General features: G+C 63.5%; 15 protein-coding genes. 9 read left to right on the top strand and 6 right to left on the bottom strand.

Features of this window, described 5'->3' with window-relative positions; all coding sequences use genetic code 11:
* Nucleotides 1-386 precede the first annotated feature (386 nt).
* The gene (locus ACODTJ_RS09950; protein WP_488848438.1) at nt 387-1,772 is read left to right on the top strand and encodes a hypothetical protein; all 1,386 of its coding nucleotides are present in this window, start codon (nt 387-389) and stop codon (nt 1,770-1,772) included.
* Between the two features lie 47 nt (nt 1,773-1,819).
* Here ACODTJ_RS09950 and ACODTJ_RS09945 read toward each other — a convergent pair whose 3' ends face one another.
* From ACODTJ_RS09945 to ACODTJ_RS09935, 3 genes are all read right to left on the bottom strand, one after another.
* A complete protein-coding gene (locus ACODTJ_RS09945; protein ID WP_488848436.1) occupies nt 1,820-2,317 on the bottom strand; it encodes a ribonuclease toxin HepT-like protein in 498 nt (165 codons plus the stop codon).
* The gene (locus ACODTJ_RS09940) at nt 2,314-2,643 is read right to left on the bottom strand and encodes a nucleotidyltransferase family protein (RefSeq protein WP_488848434.1); all 330 of its coding nucleotides are present in this window, start codon (nt 2,641-2,643) and stop codon (nt 2,314-2,316) included. Before ACODTJ_RS09940 ends, ACODTJ_RS09945 begins: the two co-directional genes overlap by 4 nt.
* Nucleotides 2,644-2,721: 78 nt before the next feature.
* A complete protein-coding gene (locus ACODTJ_RS09935) occupies nt 2,722-3,294 on the bottom strand; it encodes a hypothetical protein (protein WP_488848432.1) in 573 nt (190 codons plus the stop codon).
* A 569-nt stretch (nt 3,295-3,863) separates the two neighbouring features.
* On the opposite strand from ACODTJ_RS09935, the gene ACODTJ_RS09930 reads away from it, so the two are divergent.
* The 7 genes from ACODTJ_RS09930 to ACODTJ_RS09900 are packed head-to-tail and all read left to right on the top strand — an operon-like array spanning nt 3,864 to nt 9,071.
* Entirely contained in the window at nt 3,864-4,445 is a 582-nt protein-coding gene (locus ACODTJ_RS09930; protein ID WP_488848430.1) for a hypothetical protein, read from the top strand.
* Between the two features lies 1 nt (nt 4,446).
* Nucleotides 4,447-5,412, top strand: a complete 966-nt coding sequence (locus ACODTJ_RS09925; protein WP_488848429.1) for a hypothetical protein — start codon at nt 4,447-4,449, stop codon at nt 5,410-5,412.
* Nucleotides 5,413-5,468: 56 nt separating this feature from the next.
* Nucleotides 5,469-5,948: a hypothetical protein gene (locus tag ACODTJ_RS09920; protein WP_488848427.1), complete on the top strand. Its 480-nt coding sequence runs from the start codon at nt 5,469-5,471 to the stop codon at nt 5,946-5,948.
* Nucleotides 5,949-5,957: 9 nt separating this feature from the next.
* Nucleotides 5,958-6,341: a hypothetical protein gene (locus ACODTJ_RS09915; RefSeq protein ID WP_488848425.1), complete on the top strand. Its 384-nt coding sequence runs from the start codon at nt 5,958-5,960 to the stop codon at nt 6,339-6,341.
* Nucleotides 6,342-6,343: 2 nt separating this feature from the next.
* Nucleotides 6,344-7,447, top strand: a complete 1,104-nt coding sequence (locus ACODTJ_RS09910; protein ID WP_488848423.1) for a hypothetical protein — start codon at nt 6,344-6,346, stop codon at nt 7,445-7,447.
* Nucleotides 7,448-7,452: 5 nt separating this feature from the next.
* The gene (locus ACODTJ_RS09905; RefSeq protein ID WP_488848421.1) at nt 7,453-8,121 is read left to right on the top strand and encodes a hypothetical protein; all 669 of its coding nucleotides are present in this window, start codon (nt 7,453-7,455) and stop codon (nt 8,119-8,121) included.
* A 2-nt stretch (nt 8,122-8,123) separates the two neighbouring features.
* Nucleotides 8,124-9,071, top strand: a complete 948-nt coding sequence (locus ACODTJ_RS09900) for a hypothetical protein (protein WP_488848419.1) — start codon at nt 8,124-8,126, stop codon at nt 9,069-9,071.
* Here ACODTJ_RS09900 and ACODTJ_RS09895 read toward each other — a convergent pair.
* Both ACODTJ_RS09895 and ACODTJ_RS09890 read right to left on the bottom strand, forming a co-directional pair.
* Nucleotides 9,061-10,221, bottom strand: a complete 1,161-nt coding sequence (locus ACODTJ_RS09895) for a hypothetical protein (RefSeq protein WP_488848417.1) — start codon at nt 10,219-10,221, stop codon at nt 9,061-9,063. The two genes, ACODTJ_RS09900 and ACODTJ_RS09895, sit on opposite strands and share 11 nt — an antisense overlap.
* Nucleotides 10,222-10,280: 59 nt before the next feature.
* Entirely contained in the window at nt 10,281-10,637 is a 357-nt protein-coding gene (locus ACODTJ_RS09890; RefSeq protein WP_488848415.1) for a hypothetical protein, read from the bottom strand.
* Between the two features lie 143 nt (nt 10,638-10,780).
* Between ACODTJ_RS09890 and ACODTJ_RS09885 the strand changes: the two genes are divergently transcribed.
* Nucleotides 10,781-10,990, top strand: coding sequence for a cold-shock protein (locus tag ACODTJ_RS09885; protein ID WP_488848413.1), 210 nt, complete (start codon nt 10,781-10,783; stop codon nt 10,988-10,990).
* A 57-nt stretch (nt 10,991-11,047) separates the two neighbouring features.
* Here ACODTJ_RS09885 and ACODTJ_RS09880 read toward each other — a convergent pair whose 3' ends face one another.
* Nucleotides 11,048-22,345: a beta strand repeat-containing protein gene (locus ACODTJ_RS09880; RefSeq protein ID WP_488848411.1), complete on the bottom strand. Its 11,298-nt coding sequence runs from the start codon at nt 22,343-22,345 to the stop codon at nt 11,048-11,050.
* Between the last annotated feature and the right edge of the window lie 112 nt (nt 22,346-22,457).

Raw genomic sequence — 22,457 nt, 5'->3', positions numbered from 1 at the left:
TTCCTTCGACTCCTAGAGGAGGTTTCTCCTCGGCCGGAAAGCATTTCCTGACCCTTTCAACCGGACGAACCGCTGCCTCAATGACGCGCCCAATCCATCTTCTCGATGTCGCTCATCGGATGCTCGATCTTCTCGATCATCTGCCCCGAGCGCGGAGCCTTCCTCGTCGACCGTACGTGCATCGGCCAGAGCATGATCCGCCGGGCGTCAGGGCGGCGCGCGCCGTGGCCGAAGAAGCTCGGATCAATGTCGCGTTATCGGCGGCGGAGGCTAAGCGCGCTCGGCGGAATGCGGCGCGTCTGAGGGCAAAATCCGCATAGGGCACCGAATTGTTCCATGCGCAATTCACCCTATCCTTGATCCATTAAGGATAGGATTCGGGATTCATGGGCGTGACACTTCCGAGGGATATGCGCTTCGCCGGCTTTAAGGCGAGTGCGATCAAGGCCGGCCTGCAATCTATCTGGAAGACTGGGTCTGCAGGAGCGTTCGCGCAGCTGAAGGGTGCCGGGCCCAACGTCCGTGAACGCGCGATCCTGTTCGAGGAACTCCTCGACCGCAATCTCATCGAAGCCTCTCGGCGCGGCTACCAGCTGACGAAAGGGGGTGAGTCGATCGCGGTCGGCAAGGCGCGGACCCGAACGCCGATCGCCCGGGCGCGCATGCATATCGACAATCTGCTTGAGCGCATCAACGCCTATAACTCGGATCCCGACGGCTTCCTGTTCATCGACCATGTCTGGTTGTTCGGGAGCGCTATGCGGGGCGAGGACACGGTCGGCGATGTCGATATCGCGCTATCCACCAGCAGGCGCCCTCCCTACGACAAAAGCTATTACCTCATGCAGGAGCGCGTTGAAGAGGTGCTCCAGAAGCGAGGCGAGATCCCGGCGCAGCACGGCTCCCTGCTATTCAGCGGCGAGGAATGGCTCATGAAGAAGGCAATCTTCGGCGAGCGACGGCATCCCCTCCTGTCCGGAGTTCAGACCGGCACCGGCGACCTGGAGTCCATCGGCGCGCCGTGCCAGCTGATTTACGACCGGTCCCGAGGCAGGGTGAATGATCCCATCCTGCCTCAACATCCGAAATCGGAAGGTCGAGCAGAAGGGACGCCCGCCCCGAGACAGCTTCCTGACCTCAGCCCCGATCCGGTGCGGCCAATGCATGCTCGCTGGCTTTACTCGTACGACGGGCCCGAGAGGGTTTCACCCTATGACATCTTCGGGAACTGGGAGATCGCAGAACCGCTCTTCCCTTCGTTCCCCGATGGATTGAAGGTGATGCTCGCAGGGGACGGCTCCGACGCCGAGTGGACACCCAAGGCTCTGAACAAGAAGGTCGATGGTCGAGATCGAGTCCTTCTCAAGGTTGAGCGCTTGGGTGCTGGAACCAGCGTGGTTCTTCATCGCTCGATCGTTGATGGCGATGACGGCGTTCAGGTCGTCGCCCGGCTTGAGAGAGCGGAAATGGTCGGAACCTCCAGCCCGGCGCCGGCGCTCTTCGACGACATCTCTCGAACGATTGCTTTGCTGCTCGCAACCGATGCCCAGCGCATCATGCGCCGTCAGATGGACCTCGGGGAGATCAAGGAGGTCGCGATCATCGTCGACACGTCATCGCTCAAGGACCCACTCTCCGATCGCCTAGCCGATGACGCCGCGGCTCACCTGGAGAACCGTCATGTGAGCATCGAGCCCGACAACTGGAGAGGCAACCCTGTCAGGGTTGAGATGACTGATCCCGCATTGGTCGCTCACGCTCTTGCCATGTGAGCCAACCGCCACGGTCGCTACGACCCGTCCAACCAAGTGCTAGAAATCTAGCGCTTATAACCGGTCGACGGTGGGTCAATCACGGCCTTGAAGGCTTCGATGGCGGGACCGAGGCTTTCAGCCAGGCGCCTTGCAGCTTCGATCGCCGGTAAGGCGCGATCCGGTTCGAAGTTATCGTAGTCATGAGTGGCCCGGTGCCTGAAACGCCTGGATTCATCCACGTCATGGGCGACGCTTCCCGAAAGGATGGCCGGACGTTGGTGACCTTCCAATTCAAGCGAGCGAGTCACGCGCTTTATCAGGTCAGCATGCGAGTTGGCTCCGCTGGGTAGCTCTTCGCCTAGAATTTCCAAGATGCGCTTCAGAGCCCCCTCCAGTGAGGTATGCGCCGACTGCATCGCGTGCTGGAGGGCCATTTCGGACTTGTATCCGCTAAGCCCTTCGTCCTCGAACCCGCCTTCGTCGTAAAGACGGGCGGCGTTCCCGAAATGTTTGCAGGCCGACGCCAAATCGTCCTCAACCTCAACCCACCTGGCATCAGTCATGGTAGGCACAGCCCATTTGCTCGCGCTCGCTGCACGAACGCCTCCTTCGTCGTTGCAACATCGAGGATGTCCGCGGGGATGGCGTGCTCCGCGCAAATGTCCTCCACATAGACAATGGCCGCAGCCGATTTCTCGGGAGGGAAATCTACCAGGACATCGATATCGCTGTCGTAACGCATTCCGCCGGAAGCTGACGAGCCGAAGACGATGAAGCGGCCGCCTTCCGTGATGGCATATGCACGCAACCTGTCCATAACGCCCGCCGCCGCATTCTTGCGACGAGAGGCCTCCGCAATCTTTCTGCTCTGTAGCGTTGCCACCATCATCCGCGAAATATAGTCCCTATCGCGAAATCTCGAAACCGCGTCCCTGCGTGATCACGCTGATCAGCAGCGCGCCGCCGCTCAGATCCCCATAGACGGCCGCTGAGCCAGTTCGAGGTCGTGCGCCGCGGCGACGTCCCGGCAGAACATCGCATAGCCCTCTGTGGCCTCGCACGGGACGCCCAGCGAGGCGAGCGCAGCCGTCATGGCAGCCGCCTCAAGGTCCAGGTCGCCGGAATAGGCACGCACGGCCATCTCAGCCTCCTGGCCCCACCATCCCGCTTGCCGCGGCCTCAGGCGTTCGACGAGAGATGCCGACCACGCCGGCGCCTCGGGCTCTGGATAGACTGGCCAAATGTCGGCAAAGAGATAATCGACCTGCCGAGCTCCGATCCTGGCGCGGATGGAGGCCCGAAATTCGTCCGAGCCGGCATCGCAGCAGACGATGTGGACCTTGGGGCTGAGAGCTATCGCCCCAGTCACGAGCTCGATGACGTCCGGGTCGATCTCGGCAACGATGACCCGCTCGACTTCGGGCTTGGCCGCGGCCGCGTGCGCGAACAACGCCATGCCCAGTCCGGCGACGACCACGATGCCCCTTGCCTGGTGGAGGTGCCAGGCATGGCTCTCGATCTCCAGGAGCGAGCTCGCCATCCAGGGCACACCCTCGCGAGAGAGAACGTGGTGCGGGTGCTCGATCGCATGGGTCGCTACATAGGAAGACGAGAGACCGCCGCGACGGGCATCGATGCGCCAAGCGCCGAGGGTCGCTGGTCGATAGGCTGGAATATCGAGCGGGAGGGGGAAGCCGTAATCAGCCTCCATCTCCCCGCTACGTTCGGCCCATCTCGACCATGGAACGTTGTTCATCCGAGCAACGTAATGTCGCTGGCGGAGTGAACTAACGGGTTGCCTCAGCGGGCTTATTGGTCTGAGCCTCTCGTTCCCACTGCGCGAATTTCGGCCCGGCGTAGATTAAGCTGGCTCCCAGTACTCCGATGGCGATAGCCAAAAACAACAGGGGGGAGTTGACCTTGGACTTCCTGAGCATTCTTCGACCTGCGATTGGTGAGCGTGAAACTGTATCAGGGACTAAGCATGCAGTCGGACAACGTCGCAAGATGAGTGTCTCGTAAAGGCGTGGATGGGGTGCTCCCCCGGAGCGGGATCCTTTTAATTTTCACGCCTTCCGTGGATCCTCTGATGATTCAGGGAATCGATCCATGCTCACGGCAGACCAGTTTCAACTCCTCGTCGCCAATCTGCGCGCGGCAGGCTGGGCCGACGGTGATATCGGCTGGGCCGAGAACATCCAGCCGCCCCAAGATCCCGAGGCCTTCGCGCTGGAGACGATCTTCGTCATCTGCAACAGCGGCATGCGGTTCACGGTCGCTCAGAAGATCTTCGATGGCGTCAAATGGGCGCTACAGGCCGGCAACTCGGCAGCAGATGTCTTCGGCCACAAGGCGAAGGCCGCGGCGATCGACACGATCTGGCAGACCCGGGCGCAGCTCTACAAGGACTTCCTGGCGTCCGATGACCGAATGGCTTTCCTGAGGGCCATTCCGTGGATCGGACCGACGACCGTCTTCCACCTCGGCAAGAACTTTGGCGAGCAGGTTGCGAAGCCCGACGTCCACCTTGTGCGCCTCGGTCAGCTCTGGGGGAAGGAGCCGCAGGCGCTTTGCGAGGACCTCGCTGCAGTGACGGGGTTCCGGGTTGCTACGATCGATACCCTGCTCTGGCGCGCGTGCGCCACCGGCGTCCTCTGCACCCGTACTGGCGACATCCGGGCTGCGAGCTGACATGCGCATTTTCCTTTCACCCGCGACGGATACCGGTCTCTCTGTGCAGTCGGGTGCGGAAGTTGAGGACGTCTCGGCCCTGCCCGATTGCCAGGTCGAATTGCACACCTTCCGCTCGTCCGATACGGCCGGCGCGTTCGTCGCCGGGTTGGAGCTGGCAGGATCGCGCAACACGCTTGCCTGGACGTGGCAGCCCGGAGCAGATCAGCGCTCCAACCGCACTGTCGTGGTCCTGCGCCTGGATGAGCCGCGGCCGCCAGCGCTCGACGTCGAGAGCGCGGTTCGCCAGATCGGTCACGACCAGGTCCATTACGAGTCGACCGCCCAGGCAGCGGCCATGGATGCGCTTCAAGCCCGGCGACGTGAGGCTGACGCCGAAGCCTCGAGGCGGACCTCATCGCTCCGCGCGGCCGGCAAAGTCGCTGGCTTCGAAATCTATGGGTTCGCATCGAACTGGGTCCGGATTGGACCGGGGATCGTCTCCTACGAGCGAGACGGGATGGTGGTGAGCGTTGCCGACGGCCATGAAGGGAACGATCCGACGGTCCGCGATCGCTATGCCGAGTTGGCGCCGCCGGACACGCGCTACGACCCCCAAGAACACTGCTTCGTCTCGCGGCCGCTGAACAACGACGCCGAAGTCATCCGCACGCTTCGGGCCTTTCAGGAAGCCGTTCTGGCCTGCGCAATCCTACGCAAGGAAGCCTGGCACACCACCTTCGTCGCCTCGATGAAGATGAGCGCGCCGCGTCGGCGCTTCGTGTCCGCGGCGGCCGAGAGCGGTATTCGTCTCGCCTACCACCGCAATAATCTGCAAGCCTCGGCTGGCGGGATCGTCAGCGGCGCCACGGAATTCAGCATGTTGGAGCGCGTGGGCTGGGTCCGCCGCGATGGCATGACCGCGGCGGTAACCGATGAGGGACTTGCTGCGGCCGATCTAAATCCCTCGATGGCACCCCGTCTTTGATCGCCTTCGTGGCTTGCAAGATCCCTCGGTAGATTCCGAGCCGAAGGAGAATCCCCATGCGTCTCGCAATCGACCCGACCAAGCCGCTGCCGAACTACACCGACCACAACCTGCTTCGCGCTGCGACCCAGCTCTATATCGCGCGCGCCCATGGCGACCTGGATTTCCAGATCGATCGCGTCTCGAAGGGTAGCCATCGCACGATCGCAGAGATCGGTGATGCCCTCGTCGGCAAGGCCGGCGACCTGACTGCAGATTTCGGCTTCGAGGTGCACGAGCATCGTGCCGATGACAATCTCTCGACTGCGCGGGTCTATCATGCGGCCTGTCAGCTCTACGCGTCGGACCAGTACTGCTGGAACGATTTCGAGGGCGACTGCGAACGAGCCGTCGAGCGCGGCGATGTCATCGCCGACCTCGTCGACGAAACGGCCGCGGATTTCGATATCAGCAGCGTCGATGACTGGACGCGCCGCGGCCTGCGCGAGAGCGGCTTCCTGGCGCCCGTCGAGGACGCGCCCGCACCGCGCATGTGAGCTCCCACCATGGCGGCCGAGATAGGTATCGATGAACTGAAGACGCTGGGCATGCGGGGGATGTGCTCAGTGCTGGCGCTTGTTGTTCACGATCTCACCGGCTGGCCTCTCGTCGGTGTGTGCGAGGTCACCGATCGCGGCGCCACCGGCGTTTATCACGTTGCCTGTCGGGCGCCTGACGCGCTTCTCGTCGACGTTGCTGGCAGGCGAGATGAAAAAGACGTCCTTGCCGATTTTGCGGCGGAAGGTCGCCATCTCGGCCTTCGTGATCTCAATCGGGATTTCGTCTCCGCCAGCTTTCGGCGTGATCCCGTTTGGTACCAGAGATATTCCCAGGCGCTGCCCGATCTCCTCCCCGAGGATGCGTTGGCGTTGCCCAGGCCAGGACTTTGAAGATGCTGCCGGCGAAGATCCACACCGTCCAGATGGTGCGCCAGCGCGGCGTGCACGGGATCGATCTCACGACCACGATGGTCAAGATCCCCGAGGTCTCCCGCAAGGAGGTCCAGAACGCCTATGCCGGCAACCCGGGCGATGGGCGCCTTCCCATCATCTGGAAGGCCTACGAGGGAAGCCTGTGGCGGCCGCTCCTGGCGACGAACATCCCAGTCTCGGCGCGATACCATCGCCCGCCCGAGCTCCAATACGTTAGTGCCGACCGGGCGCTCGCTGGAACCATCATCGCCCAGTTGCCGCTCCTAGCTTCCATGCGTGAGGCCGCCGAGTGGCACATCGTCGAAGCCACGTCACATTATGGCTGGCATCGCGAGCCTCCGCTCACCACACGAGGCGCGGCCGCCGCCCTCCCGGAGGCTGAAATCGCGCGATGCGCCTCAAACTTCCTAGCGATCGACGGCGAAATCCACTGCCGCTCCGTCGGCCCCCTGTTCCAGGCTTCGCCGACTGGACATCGCCTGGTCTGCTGGGCGGACGAGCGACCGATCTTCACCAAGGACTTCGACCAGAACCGGAACCCGAGCTGGCGGCCTGTCTTTGCGACCATCGATGGCGAAGCTGCGCATCGGTTCTGCCTTGAGACGGGTTGGGCTGCAGGGTCGAACGCGACCATCGTTCCCCTGGATGCCGCAGCGGCCTTCCCGCTCGAAGATACCGCACGCTTCTGCACGGGGCGCATCTTTGCCCGCGGCCTGATGGAGGTCTTCACGCATCAACGCCTCACGTCGGCGCCCCGGGAGCGCGTTCGCGCCGGACACGCGCTGCGCCGGTTCTTCGCTGAGCTGGAGGGGATGGATCCAATCGAGGTCAAGAATGGCCTGAGATCGCGCAATGCCGTGTTCGACGATGTCGCCGATTACGACCAGGAGGTTCTCACTCACTTGCTCGATCGAGCGCTGGAGACGATGGAGCTCCATCCCTTCTCCGATCAGCATGACTACCGGCTCAAGCCGCTGGATCCGATCCGAGCCGCATACGCCATTTATCGCGAGCTTGCTCCGAAGCCCGAGGACGGGCTTGAGGGCTTCGGGCTGGGCATGTGACCACCATGGAAGAGATGTCCACCAGCGCGCTCCCTGAGCCCATCCTTGATAGCATCCCAGTCGAAGGCGAGGCCTATCGCGACTTCACCGAGACGGCGCGATGGGCGGTTTCGCTCGATGGCTGCCGCATTGGTGAGATCTGGCGGGCGGAACGAAGCTATATCGGCCAGCGCAAGCCGGTGGTCTGCTGGATGAAGAAGCCGGATGTTCTGGGGGTCTCCCTAACCGACACTTCCGTCATATCCGGCTACGGCCGGACCAGTCGCAAAGGCTGCGCGCAGCAGCTCGTCAGCTGGCATATGAACCGCGACCGCAAGCTCTTGATCGACGGTTGGGAGCTGCATTGCTCGACATCGCGTGACGACGACCTGACCTACCTTGGCGTCCATCCCAAGCTCGGCTGGCGCTGGATCCATGCGAGCTGCAATCGAGAGCTCAAACCGTATCGCGGTGCCATGGGTGGCCTCGGCTGGCAAATCACCGGATATCGTGGAATCAGGATGGTCATCGTTCATGACGCTCCCTCGCTCGACGGTGGGCTTGAGCTGCTGATCGCAAATATTGGCCGGAAACCTGATCCAGCCGATGCGCCAAAGCACCCGCCCATCTCCGGTCTCTCCGTCGAGCGCCACTATCCTCAGCCCGAGCCCGGGCTCTCTTTTCCCGGACGATGACGATGATCACCGAACTTCCCGCTGTCTACGAAGCCATGGCCGTTCCCGCCCGGGCCCGGAACAAGGTGCGTACGCTCATCGGCGAAATGGTCCCGGTGCATATCCCCGAGGTCGCACCCGGCCTCGCGCCAGAGGCTATCGTGGCTTCTACCGACGCCGGCCGCACGATCTGGCGCTTCTGCGATGGGATCCTGCTGGCTCCGGTTCAGCCGCCCGAACAGCCTTTCGTCGCCGACAACCCATTGATCACGCCGGCGATGCGCAAGCTTTTGACCGAGACGCCTCGCGTTCACGAGGCCGGCGAGCTGGAGAAGCGCTTTCGCTCCACGGATGCGGCAATGCGGCCTGACGCCGTTGCCGCCACCCAGCGCTATGCTGCGACCCTCAAGATGATCGACGGGCAGATCTATGTTCCGAGCCTTGGCCCGGTCATCTCGTTGAACCCGGTCGAGGACGGCACTGTGAAGGTCACGGTGACCGAATGCGACAAGGCACCCTGCCCCGCTTTCCTCCTGAAGGCGGATCAGTGGGAAGGGCTCGACGACATGCTGAAGCTCATCGGCACCGATGTGCGCTTCCTGCCCGTCAACCGGCCGGAGATCCTCATCGAGGGGTGCCAGGATTTCGATGTGGAGGAGATGGCGCTCGTCCAGACCGCCAGGGCGATCTTCGAGAGCGTCCCGGATCGCTACCTTTACAACTACACGGTCGACTACCTCGACGCTTATTTCGAATATTTCAGTGCCCAAACCAAGCCGGACGAGGCATCTCCGGAGCTGGCCGATCTCATCCGCCGCGTCGTTGCGGACGCGCCGAACGCCTATCTCAACGGCAACGGGAAGCAGCGTATGCAGCGCGGCTTGGAGATGGCCGCGTGGCTGTCACAGCGCCTGCAGGGTTCCACTAACCCGAATGTTCGACCCACAGGCGCCTTCGCGCTCAGAGCGTAAGGCCGGCCAGTTCGGGCGCCTCGATCGGGCGCATGGCGAGCTCGCGCTCGATTTCGGTCCAGCGCAGCAGTAGCTTCGCGTCCCGGCCGCTGATCGGCGACTGCAGGTTTCGGGCCGCACAGGTGTCCCTGATCGCAACGACGGCGTCCAGAGCCACCGAGAGATCGGGATTGTCGCTGTAGGCCTCCCTGCGGGCTTCCTGCCACATGTCGATGATGTCGTCCGGCAGGTCGTTTGCCTTGTTGCCGATGGTTCGGGTCATCACCTGGATGTCGATCTTCTTGAACTCCATCCGGGAGGTGTCGGGAAAGACGCTCGTGTCGACCTCGGTGACCAGGTCCGGACGAGCCCGTGCGAACTGGCCGAGCTCGGTTGCCAGGGCTAGCGCGAACTTGCGCGCGCACTCGAAGCGCCCCAGCGGGAAGATCCGCCAATCCGCCTCGAGGTCTGAGCGATCGCCGAGCTTACGCTCGCTCTTGTTCTGGCCGTACTGGAATGCCTTGATGACGGTTGGCCCGAAGATCTCGTTGTCGTCCCCGTCGAGGCGCGTCACCGGCTGCTCGCCAGGAATGATGTCGGTCATCGAGTAGGTGATCCGCACGGAGTCGGCCATCATGCGCAACACGATCCTGGGCTCGGTGCAGCGCACATAGGCCATATCGTCGATGACGATGATCCGCTCCAACTTGCGACGGAAGGAAGCCTCCGCATCGGCTTTCTGGTTGTCCCCGAACTTGCGGATGGTCCAATCCGGCGGGACGGTGCGTTCGGCGCGCGGCGCTGGGTCCCGATTGGTCTTCGGCCGGCCGGTGACGGGATCGTCGACCCAGTAATACTCCCCCATCAAGCCGAAGCGCAGCTGCTCGACATTGCACGGTGTCGGCACCTCGTCGGGAGCAAGCAGCGTCCGGTAGAAGCCATCGGGGCCCTGGCGGACCTCGATATGCGTTTCGTTGCCCTCGCCGTAGAGAAGCTTCGCGACGACTGGATAGTCCTCGGCCGCGCCCATGCGGATGGCCACCGGCACTTCCTGAACAAGGTCGCCTGATAGCCCCTGGATCTTCCCGGAGCCTTCAGACGGATAATACGTCTGCTTGTAGGTGTGCTGGGCCTGGACGATCAGGCGGCCGCTCTGGGTGGTCTCGGACATGGGTCAACCTCTTTCGAGGCTGAAGATCCAGCGCCGGGATGCAAGGCACAAAGGCTGGCTCAGGGCGTCATCGCAGGAGCCGGATCGGACGTGATCGCGATCAGTGTCCCGAAGCCGATCTCGCGCGATTTCTGAAAGTGGAACTCGGTCTCAGCTCCGACGGGATACCGAGCAGCCTGGTCGGCATCAAGCAGCAGAACCTGCCAGGCGCCGGCGCCGTCGGGGTCCGAGGAGAAGCCTACGAAGAAGTGCGGGGCGGATAGCGCAAACTTGGCATAGGCGTGCGTGACACCGGCCTCGGTGAGAGCCTTCTCGTCCGCGAGATCGTTTCGATAGACGACCATCCTGCTGGAGTAGCCGTGTGGACCGATATCGACCTCGGCGCCGGCGTCCAGGAAGTTGATGCTGTTGCCCATGGGGTCCCTCGCTTCCCAATAGACCTGTCATGCGACCTCGAAAGTTTCAAAGATCGGCGTCTTCAGGCCTTGGGTCGACAGATCCGGCCGGCTGAGTCTAGGCTGCGCCCGCAACCCACCTCTACAGCGCGACAGGATTGAGAATGGCGACCGGTACCGTGAAATGGTTCAACGCAACGAAGGGCTACGGCTTCATCACGCCGGACGCCGGCGGCAAGGACGTCTTCGTGCACATCAGCGCTGTTGAGCGTTCGGGCCTTCGCGAGCTCTCGGATGGTCAGAAGATCTCCTACGACCTTGAGGCGGATAAGCGCTCCGGCAAGGAGAGCGCGGTCAATCTCAAGAACGGCTGAGCTGCTTAGCGCAGGCTGGAAATCAGAAGGGGCGCCTCGCGGCGCCCCTTCTTTTTGTCACATCACGTTGATGATGATCTCTTCACTGAAGACCAACTGTCCGCGGCGGTCCGATCCGTTCATCTTGTACCCGCGGTAGCGACCAGGCGTCACTCCAACGGCCACGGTTCCCGAGATCGTGCCCGTCGCCTGATCGTAGACCAGACCCGAAGGCAGGAAGCTCTTCACGAAGTCGCCGTTCGCTCCATCCTGGACGCTGGAAGTTCCAGCACTGAGGCTCGCGCCGAAGGTGAACGGCCCAAGCGGCGTCGTAGCCGTCGCCTGGATCGTGACCGGCTGCCCACGCACCGCGTCGGTCATGGTCGGCACCTGAATCCGGGCGGCATCCGCGGCAACGACCTCGACGATGATCTCGTCAGAGAAAGTCAGCACATTGCGGACGTCCCTGACTGAGACCTTGTAGCCGCGGTATCGGCCAGGGGTCACATTCACCTGGATCGTTCCCGTGATCGAGCCGTCCGTCGGGTTGTACACGAGCCCGCCCGGAAGGGTGCCCTTGTTGAAGTCTCCCGCCTGACCGTCGGCCACCGGCGCGGTGCCTGCGCTGAGGGAACTGTTCCAGGTGATCGTGCCGAAGCCGTTTTCGACCGTTGGAACCAGCGACACGGCCTCACCGGGCCTCACCGTGACATAGGTTGGCACCTTCACGGTGAGCGCTGGGCGCTGCAGGACACGGATCAGGATTTCGTCCGTGCAAGCTGCCCGATTAATGCTGTCGGTCGCGCAGATGCGATATCCGCGATAGTTCCCCTCCGGCGCTTGCGCCGACAGAGTTCCAGTCAGTGACCCGGCGCTGTAGCTCAGCCCCGTTGGGAGGGACGTCTGCTTGATCGTGCCAATGCCATCAGTCTGGGTGTAGTTGGCAGTCGTCGAAATCGCGCTGTCCCACGTCACCGAGCCGAAGTTGCCCGAGATGGTCGGTCGAACATCGACGCTGTCTCCCGCCGTGATCTCCAGCAGCGACGGCGCCTTCAGCGTGAAGGGCTCCATCTCCGCGATGCGAATGATGATCTCCTGGGTCATGCCGCGATAGGTGGCGCCCTGGCTATCATTCGCCGCGATTTTGTAACCTCGGAAATTGCCGATGACGGTTGGCGTTCCGGAGATGGTTCCGGTGCTGGTATCGAAGCTCAGCCCAGCCGGCAGCGTGGTCAGCATCTGATCGTCGTTGCTGGCCGCGCTTGGTGAGGTCCGCTGGGTGAAAAGCTGCCAGCTCACCGCGCCGACCGCATTGCTGACGGACGGAGTTACGCTGAGGGACTGGCGCCGCGTCCCGTCGATGTAAGGCGTCATCTCGACCGTCACCAGAGGACGATCAGCGATTTTGAAGGTCACCTCGTCGGCGCAAGCCTGCCCTGCCGCCGTGGGCCCGCAGACCTTATACCCGTGCCAGTTGCCGCCAGCCGTCTGCTGAATGCGAGCCGCGCTGAACCTGCCGGTAGTCGTGTCGAAGCTGACGCCGCTCGGCAACGCGCTGCTATAGTATTCCTTCCCGCCCGTCAGGGACGGGATAGGGCCGTAGGTCAGGGTATAGGGACCAGTCACCGAAGCCGCGCCGGAAAGGACCGGAGTGACGTCGAGGGGTTCGTTCGCGGTCGCCACGATGGTGTTGTTCGTCCCGTAGGCGAGCTTCGGCGCCGAACTCGCGGCGGCACCAGCGAGCTTGAAGTTCCTCGCTGACACGGTGTTGTCGACGCTCGTTCCGTTAACCGAGCGGGTTTCTCTCAACTGCACAAAGTAGATGCCGGTGCCATAGGTCGCGACCGTAGGCGTGCCGGAAATGCGACCCGTCTGCGGGTTAAAGGACAGCCCCGCGGCCAGATATGTGGTTCCGTTGGAGGCAGCCCAGGTTGACCCGGTGAAGTAATACAGCGTGTAGGCCGTGCTGCCTTCGACGTTCGAAACGACTGGATCAATCGTCAGCGGTTGGCCGATCACCCAGTCCGTTCGCTCCGGATAGGCCACCGAAGGCATGTCCCAATTCGCGATCGCGATCGAGAACGCGTTCGAATAGAAGGTCTGGACGATCCCGTTCCGGTTTTCCGTGAAGATGTATCGGTAGAGCGCGTTGGGAGTGGACGTCGTGACGGGGGTCCCGGTGATGACGCCCGTAACGGCGTTCATCGTGAGGCCCTGCGGCAGGGTCGCAGTTGTGTAGTAGCTCCCGTTGAAGCCCTGAAGCTGCACAGGGTTCAACGTCCCCACAACGCCGGTGATCGTCGGCGTGATCGTCGCCGGAACGCCACGACGGATCTGAACCGTCTGATCGACCGTGGCAGCCGGCTTCGCCCAGTCCGCGACCGTGATCACCATCTGGTTCGAGTAGATCTGGATGCTCTGGCCGTTCCGATTCTCGGTCGCATAGAGGCGGTAAGACTGGAAGAAGGGGGCTGCACCAATCGGAGTGCCTCCGAAGGCGCCGGTGGCGCTCGACCAGGTCATGCCCTGAACGACGCTTCCGCTACCAATATTCGTCGTGGAGGTTCCCGAGAGACCGTAAAGGTACCAGTTCGCAATCGTGCCGGAAACACCCTGAAGGGTGGGGACAATCTCGATGGGCTGCCCACGGGCCACCGTCACATTGGACGGCAAAATGATCTTGCCGGTTTCCCAGTTCTGGATCGAAAGCGTGAACTGGTTCGACAACGCGGCCACGGACCGGGAGTCGACCGCGTAGATCGCGAATGTCGTCGCCGGCACGCTCTGGACGGAGGTGGTGCCGCTGATCGTACCGTTGGCGGGGTTGAAGGTGATGCCCGCTGGAAGATGGGATGCGGTCGCCCCGATGAGGCTTCCGCTCTGGGCAACGTACAACGCGTAGGTCGTCGCACCGACATTGCCGGTGATGGTCGGCGCCATCGAGAACGCTTGTCCGCGCTGGATGTCGAACTTCGACGCCGTCGAGACCTTCATGGGCTCCCAGGCTTCGACCACAATGGTGAACTGGTTGCTGGTTGCCGTGACGGCCGACGGGGATCGATTATCGACTGCAACGATCCGGTACGAAGGCTGGACTGAATTCGTCGTCGGTGCGCCGGAAATCGTTCCGGTCGTCGCATTGAACGTCAGGCCCGCCGGAAGCGCCGACGCAGGCGCGTTGTTCCAGTAGGTGCTCAGATACTGAAGGGTGAAGCTCTGCGAGGCGCCGGTGGCCCCCGTCAGAGTAGGAGCGACGGAAATCGACGCGCCCTGCTTCGTGTAGACGATCGACGGCATCGCCACCGAGAACGAGGCGGAATCCGCCGTGACCGCGATCGCGAACGAGCGCGAAGTCGCCGTAAGGCCGTCCCCGTCACGCACAAGCAGACGGATCTCGGAGCCGGTCCCGACGGTGGTCGGGGTGCCGGAAATCGCTCCAGTGCCGTTGTTGAAAGAGAGACCGGCGGGCAGCGTTCCAATGACTTCCCAGACCAGAGTGGGAACAGCATTGGTCACGGTCGGCGTGAAGGAGAACGCCTTGCCTGCCACCGCGGAGAGTGCCGAGATCGATGCGATCTGCGGAGCAGCGCCCACTGTGATCGTGTAGCTGACGTCCTTCGAGGCACCGGTGGCGTCCGTAGCGCGAAGCTTCACAAGGAAGCTGCCCGCCTGCCCTGGCGTACCCGTGATGTAGCCGTTTGCCGCATTCAGGTTGAGACCCGACGGGAAGGGACCCTGGATCAGGCTCCACGTCACGGTCCCGCTGGCGCCCGTCGCAATCGCGTTGGCGAGATAGACCTTGCCGACGCGATTGTTGGAGCTGACCTCGGTGACGGCCGCATCGAGACCATCCTGAACCGTGATGGTGATCGTCTGGGTGTTCGCCGTCTTCGAGGAATCAGAGACGCGCAGCGCAAGCTGATACGTGCCATTCACCGTCGGAGCGCCATAGAGCGCGCCAGTAGTTTCATTGATGGCAACACCCGCAGGGAGCGCGCCGGAAATGACCGACCACATCACGCCGCCGATCGTATTCTGCGACGTCGGGCGGATGTCGAGCTGCGCATTACGGCGGACCGTGTAGGCGTTGGCATCGAACGACGCCGTCGGGATCACGCGGTCGGAGACCGTGAGGGTCAGCTCCGGTGTGCTTGCCGACTGATAGTTATAGGTCGCCTGGATGCTGAAAGAGCTTGCACCGACCGCGAGCACCGTGGGCGTGCCGGACACGACACCGGTGATGGCGTCGAACGACAAGCCCTGTGGCAGGCGGCCCGAGATCACCCAAGAAGCGTATTGGCCGACAGTCTGGTTCTGCAGGTAGGCCACAGGAGCCAGCCGGAAGGGCTGGCCGACCGTAGCGGTGAAGGCCGTGGCGCCGGCGTCGACGACGAAGGCGTTCTCGCTGACGATGAGCGAGAGCTGCGCCTCTGCCACCGCGCCGTCGCTGTCCGTCAGGCGAACGGTGATGAGCGTGGGAGCATTCGCAGTCGGGCCGGTTGGCACACCGGTGATCGCGCCCGACGACGTGTTGAAGCTCAGCCCCGCCGGCAGGGTGCCGTTGAGCGTGAAAGTCGGTGCTCCAAGGAGGTTCTGCGTGGTCGGAACGATGTTGCTGTTCACAGCCGGGCGAATGACCGCCGACTGATAGACCAGCGACGGGCCGACCTGGACATCGAGCGTGTGCGTGAGCGTTGCGGCCGCATTCTCGCTGTCGACCACTTTCACGACCGGCACATAGCTGCCGAACTGCGTCGGAGTGCCCGAGATCTTGCCGGTGGAGTCGATCGTCACGCCCGGGGGCAGCGCGTTCGACGAAATCGACCAAGTCACCCCGCCGACCGCGTTGGCGACAGCCAACTGTGTCGTCGATGCAAGACCCTTGCGCCATTTCGGAGCCGCCGAGACGACCGAGATCACGTTCGGCTGAGCGACCGCCAGCACGAAGGTCTCGGACGAGCCCGAGATCGACGTCGCTGTGTTGAGCGCGTTGATCTTGAGCGACCCCGAAGTGACAGCCGTCGTCGGGGTGCCGGTGATGGAGCCGTTTGCGGCCGTGAACGTCAGGCCGGCCGGAAGCGTCCCGGTCAAGGACCAGGTGACCGTCGAGATGTTCGTGGTCGGGACCAGGGTGAAGGGCTTGCCGACCTTCGCGGTCGGGATCTCACCGAGGAACACGTCAGGCGCGTTCGAAACAGCGATACGGATGTCCGCCGAGGTCGCGACGTAGCCGTCGGTGTCTCGCGCCTGAACCCGGACGATGGACGTTCCGTTGACAGAGGCAGAGCCGCTGATCTGGCCGGTGCTGCCGTCCAGCGTGATACCAGCCGGCAAGGTCCCGCTGGAAACCGAGAACTGAAGCGCACCCAGGTTGTTGCGGACCGTCGGGTTCAGCGTCAACGATTGGCCGGGAGTGATCGGCGAGTTCGCGGTGTAGCTGATGGTCGTGGCCGGCAGAACCGTGGCCGTGACCTCAGTCGAAGCCGTCCGGCTGTCCTGCGAGTCCTTGACGGTCAGGGCGTAGACCCAGTTGCCGCTGGCTCCCGCCTGCGGCGTGACAACCATCGCGCCGGTCGCGGAATTGATGCTGTACGGGCGAGGATTCCCGCTGACATTCGCGATCGACCAGATCGGGGTCCCGCTGATACCAACGGCAGTCGGCGCCTGCGTCGTGAAGGAAACGCCAGCGCGCGTGGTGTAGGTCGGCTGCGCAGTGGTGACCGCGAGACCCGAATTGACCGTGATCGAGAAGGGCGACGATGTCGTCGACCTGTTGTCGGTCGTATCGGTCAGCGTCAGCGTTAGGCCAGGGAAAGTCGCAAGCGTCGCATAGCCGGTTGGCGTGCCCAGCAGGCGACCGGTAGCGGGGTTCAGCGAAACACCATTTGGCAGGTTCCCGCTGATCGTCCAGTAGCCCGCGTTCGGGTAGAACAGGTTGCCGCCGGTCGGCGCGAGAGCGTTGCTCTCGACTGCAGTCTCGTTGCGAAGCGTGACGTTGCCGACATTGCCGATCGACGGGTCCGGCATCACACCGAATGTGAAGGACGCGGTCGCCCTCGCATAGTCAGAGGTATCAGTCGCCGTCAGAGTCGCGATCGTCGGCGAAACGCTGGTCGACGGCACGCCCCGGATCTGACCGTTGGCGGGATCGAGACTGAGACCCTGCGGCAGCGCGCCGTTGGTCAGCGCCAGCGAGAAGGTCACTGTCGGACCGGCCTGGCCGATGATCGTCGGCTGACCGAGGTCGATGAACGAGCCGATGCGGGCGAAGTAGGAGTTGCCCAGGCCTGTGATCGAGAACTGCGGTCCGATGGTCAGCGAAACGAGTGGAGAGTCAGCGACCGACTGGTCGTTGCTGTCCGTCACCCGAATCATGAAGAACGACGAGCCAGGCGCGGTCGGCGTGCCGGTGATGCGGCCGGTGGAGTTGTCGAAGGTGAGACCCGCAGGCAGCTGATCGCTGCCTGGCTGGAACACCAGAGACCACGTCGGCGTGCCAGCCAGGCCGGTTGCATTCGCGGTCACGGAGACCGCGTCGCCGACGCGCTTCTTCACTGTGTCCGTCGAGACGGTGACGGTCGGCTGGTTGTAGACCGTCAGCGTGAACGGAGCGGACGAGGCAACCTTGCCGGTCGTGTCCGACACGATCAGCGTCAGTCCGCTGCTAGTCGTGATCTCATTCGGCGTGCCGGTCAGAACGCCTGTGGCGGCGTTCAGCGAGACCCAGGCCGGAGGGTTGGAACCCTGCCCCCACGACCAGTTCGAAGCGCCAACCGCATTGACGGCGGTGGGGCGAGCGCTGGTGAAGGCCGTACCGTTGCGAGCGAGGAAGCTGGTGGGGAGATTGGCGACGCCAAGTCGGCCGATCACCTGCAACGACAGCGTGAGCTCGTTGGACTTCTCCTGGTCAACCGAGTCGGTTGCCGTGAGCGTGAGCGGTCCGACCGTCGTCAGATCCACGGGCGCCAAACCGGTGATGGTGCCCGTGCCCGGGTTGAAGGTTGCCCAGCCCGGAAGGGTTGCGCCGGTGAGAGTCCAGGTCAGGGTTCCGCGCTGGCCGGAGACCGACGGAGCGTTGCTCGCGAAGGTGTCTTCGGCGTGCACCTGGACCGTGCTCGGGCCGGCGATGTTGAGCTTTCCGGCGATCTGGACGGTGAGCGGGACCGCGAGGGTCGCCTGGTCGCTCTTGTCGCGAACGATGAGGTTTGCGGTGAACGCACCTGCATTGCTCGGCGTACCACCAAGGGCACCGTTCGCGCCGTTCAGCGTCATCCCAGGGACGAGGCTGGCTTGCGGTGCGAGCGACCAGACCAGCTCTCCGAGAGAGCCGTTGATGGTCACTGGAGCCATGCTGAAGGCGCGCTCGACACGTCCTCCGTAGCTCGGCGCCTTGTTCGCGACCGAGAGGCCAGGAGTAGCCGAGATCGTGAAGTTCGGGCTGGTGCTAACCGCGCCATCCGCCTCGGTCACCTTGAGCGAAAGGGTCCAATCGCCAGTCGCCTCAGGCGTGCCGGTGATAGCGCCCGTCGACGGATTGAGCAGAGCCCACGCCGGGAGCGTGCCGGTGTTGACGCTCCAGCTCGTCGTCGTGACGGCGCCAGTGACGGTGGGCTCGAAGGTAAGCGGAGCGCCGACGCGGACGGACTTGTTCGCAACCGCGATCTGCGCCGAATTCTTCGTGTCGATCGTGATCGGCGTAACCGTCGCCGAACCGCCGGCGGAATCCGTCAGGCGGAGAATGACCGTGTGATTGGACGCAGCGGTTGGCGTGCCGGAGAACACGCCCGTGGTCGTGTCGAGGGTCGCCCAACTCGGGAGGGTCCCCGAGTCGATCGACCAGCTGATGGTGCCCTTCGCGTTGAAGACCTGCGGGGCCTCCGATGTGAAGGCGACACCGATGCGGGGGGTGTAGTTCGAGGGAGTCGCCGCGGATAGGCCGGAGCTGATGACGATCGAGAACGGCGTCGAGGTCGCGACACCGCCTGCGGCATCGGTCATGCGAAGCGAGATGCCGGAGATCGTTTCGATCGCGGTCGGGCGACCGCTGATGGCTCCGGTCGAGGTGCTCAGCGTCGCCCAGCTCGGAAGCGTCCCGGAGGCGAGCGTCCAGGTCTGCGGACCAATAGCATTGGTGACCGACGGAGTGGCTGCGAAGGCAGCGTCGCGCGCGCCCGGATATTCAGAGGCGACTGTGACCTGAGGGTCCCCGAGAACCGAGATGCTGAAAGCGCTCGTCTGGGCAGTGGCCCGATCGTAGCTATCCGTGACCGTCAGGATGAGGTTGGTCGCCGAGACAGAACTCGACAGATTGCCCGAGATCACGCCGTTCGACGGGTTGAGCGTCAGGCCGGCCGGCAGTGTGCCGGAGGTGATCGCGAAAGTCGGTGAGCCGAGCACCCCGGCGAGCACCGGCGCCGGGGTCGCGATCGGGCTGTTGATGTGGAAGCTCAAGGACGAATCCAACGTCGCCGTCAGCGTCGGGCGCTTAACCGTCAGCTTGAAAGGCGTTGTTTGGGCATTCGTTCCGTTCTCATCGGTTACGCGCAGGCGCAGCCCTGCCGTCTCGGCGAGGGAGTTCGGCGTGCCGCTAATGCGCCCGGTCGAGGTATCGAGCGTAGCCCAGGCCGGCAGCGTCCCGGCTGCGAGCGACCAGGCGACCGTGCCCTGGGCGCCTCGAACCGTCGCGGCTGGCGCGTTGAACGGGACATTGAAATAAGCCATCAGCTCTTCGCTGAACGGCTCCATCGTCAATGGCGAAGGACCAACCGTGATGGTGAACGGCTTGGTCGAGGTCGTTGCGCCGCTCGAATCCTGTCCGGACACGACCAGGCCCGAGAAGGTGCCCACAGTCGTCGGTAGGCCCATGATCGTGCCGCTCTGCGTAAGCAGTGCGAGGCCCGCTGGCAGATTTCCCGCGCTGATCGACCAGGACGAGGTTCCCTTGGCGCCGACGACAGTCGGCGAGGCGCTGAAGGTGCTTCCCTGCGTCGCGGAGAGGTTCGCCGCCATCGAGGCCGAAAAGACCGGCAGATCGACAACCGAGATCGTGAATGGAGCGCTGCGTCCAGAACGACCGAACCGATCCGTCACGAACAGGCTGATCTCACCGCTGATGCCAGCGACTGGCGGGGTCCCGCTGATGACGCCCGTCGAGGTGTTCAACGTCGCCCACGAAGGCAGTTCGCCGGAGTCGAGCTTCCACGTCAGCGGAGCAAATGCGTTGGTCAGCTGCGGGGTCGCGGAGAACTCCTGGCCGGTCGTTGCGGTGCGCGACGACATGGCGACCGTGGGGCTTGTATTCGAGGCCCCAACCGAGATGGTGAAGTTGTTGGAGACACCCGAGCGGCCAGCCTGGTCGGTGACGAGGATGCTCAGGCCAGGCAGGTCGCCCGACACGATCGGCATGCCAATGAAGCGTCCGGTCTGGCTGTCGAAGGCGAGGCCCTCGGGAACGCGACCAGAGACGATCGAGTAAATCGGTTCAGCGCCCGTGCCGGTCACGGTCGGGGCGGCCGTCGTGGTTTCTTCCGCGACGCGCATAGAAACCGTCTCAGGCATCGTCACCGTCACAGGCGACGAAGGCGTGATATTGATCGCGAAGGTGTTCGACGAAGCCTGGGCGCCGTTGCTGCTGTCGGTGGCGCGAAGCGAGAGGCCCGGAACCGTGCCGACGGCGGTCGGCGATCCGACCAGTGCACCAGTTTCAGCATCGATCTGGAGCCAGCTCGGGAGAGAGCCGTTGACCGCCCAGGAAACCGCCCCCTTCGCACCGCTCACCGTCGGGGTGTAACGGAAGAACTGAGTTGTCGATGCAGGCAGCGTTTCCGGGATATCCGAGACTGCAAACGGCACCGGCTCTTCGGCCGGACGGACGTTGATGTTGAACAGGCGCGAGCTGGCCTGGATACCATCATGCGAGTCACGGACCTGGACAGAGGTCTGCATGTTGCCGACCACCGTCGGCGTACCAGAGATCACACCGGTCGTGGCATCGATGGACAGGCCGGGTGGCAGGCTGCCACCGACGCTCCACGTACCGGTGCCGACGAGGCCGTCAACTAGCGGAGCAGAGGCGGTGAACGGCTGCCCCAGGCGCGCAGCGGGGATCGAGGGCTCAGTGACCGAGAGGCCCTTGAGAATGTTGATCGTCGTCGGAGCGGAAGTCGCGTTCGCGCCGTCGAAGAGATCGACCACGCTGAACGTGATGTCCGGGTAAGAGGCCAGCACACCGACGTCACCGAAGAGAGTGCCGGATTCATGACTAAATTCGTAGCCCGGGATCGAGCGCGACATCGACCAGTAGCCGCCGGCGAGCAGATTGTTGCCCTGCGGGCGAACCATCAGCTTGGCGTTCTGGCCCCGACGAAAATTGTAGACGCTGCTCACCGCGATCGTCGGCGCTTCGCCAACGGTGAAAGAGACCGGCGGCGAGATCGTCGAGGCACCAGTGGTGTTGTCGACGACCTTGAGCGCGACGTTGTCGTACTTGCCGGCGGCGGAGGCCGATCCCGAGATGACGCCAGTCGCGCCGTTCAAGGTCAGTCCGGCCGGGAGCGGCGAGCCTTCCTCAGAAACCGACCACCGATAGGGGCCCGGCGTGCCGCTCGCATTCGGGCGCACTTCATTGATGACGCGTGCCAGACGCGCGGGGACCTTGCTCGGCAGGCCCGTGATCAGGATGGTCGAGGTAACCGAGATCATGAACTCGGCGGACGAGCCGGTGGCTCCGTCAGCGTCGGTGACCGTAAGGCGCAGGCCCGGATAGGTGCCCTGCTGCCGCGGCGTTCCGAAGATCGAGCCGGTGTTCGGATTCAGGCTGAGGCCGAGTGGAAGCTGACCAGCGATCGACCAGCTCTGGGAGCCAAAGACCGGGCGAGCAGTGGGGTTGATGGTGACCGCATCGCCGGTCTTTGCGGTGTAGTTCGGCAGAACGGTGACAGTCGGGACCGGCTGAACGTCGATGATCAGCGACGGGCTCTCACCGGTCTTGCCGCTGGCATCGACACCCTTGAAGCGCGCGGCCGGCGAGTTCTGGATCTGAGACGGAACGCCTGCGATCAGGCCTGTCGAAGGATTGAAGGTCAGGCCCGCTGGAAGCGCTGTGCCAATGCTGCTCCACGCGATTTCGCCGGTGCCGTTCTGCGCGGTCAGCTGCAGCGAGAAAGGGACGCCGAGCCGTGCGCGGACCTGGACGGGAAGATAGATTGCGAGATCGCCGGTGCCACGGACTGGCCCTTCTTCGCCAGGGGTCCCGGGGTTCGTCGGGGTCGCGACGCTCGACACGGTGTGCCGGAAATAGAACGCTTGCTGGGCGAAAGCGCCCTGCGGAAGCGCGATCGAGACGGCCAGGACGGCACTGATGATACGGCGAAGCATTTCCGCTCTGACCCCAAGAACCAGACACTACAGTCCTTGATGTGTAACTGGGTTCCTTGCGCATTTCCATAGACGCAAGCCGCCAGTCCACCAACCGCTTATGGATAATGGA

This window comes from Allobosea sp. FG18, assembly GCF_057809495.1.
This window is presented reverse-complemented; position numbering and strand designations above follow the sequence as displayed.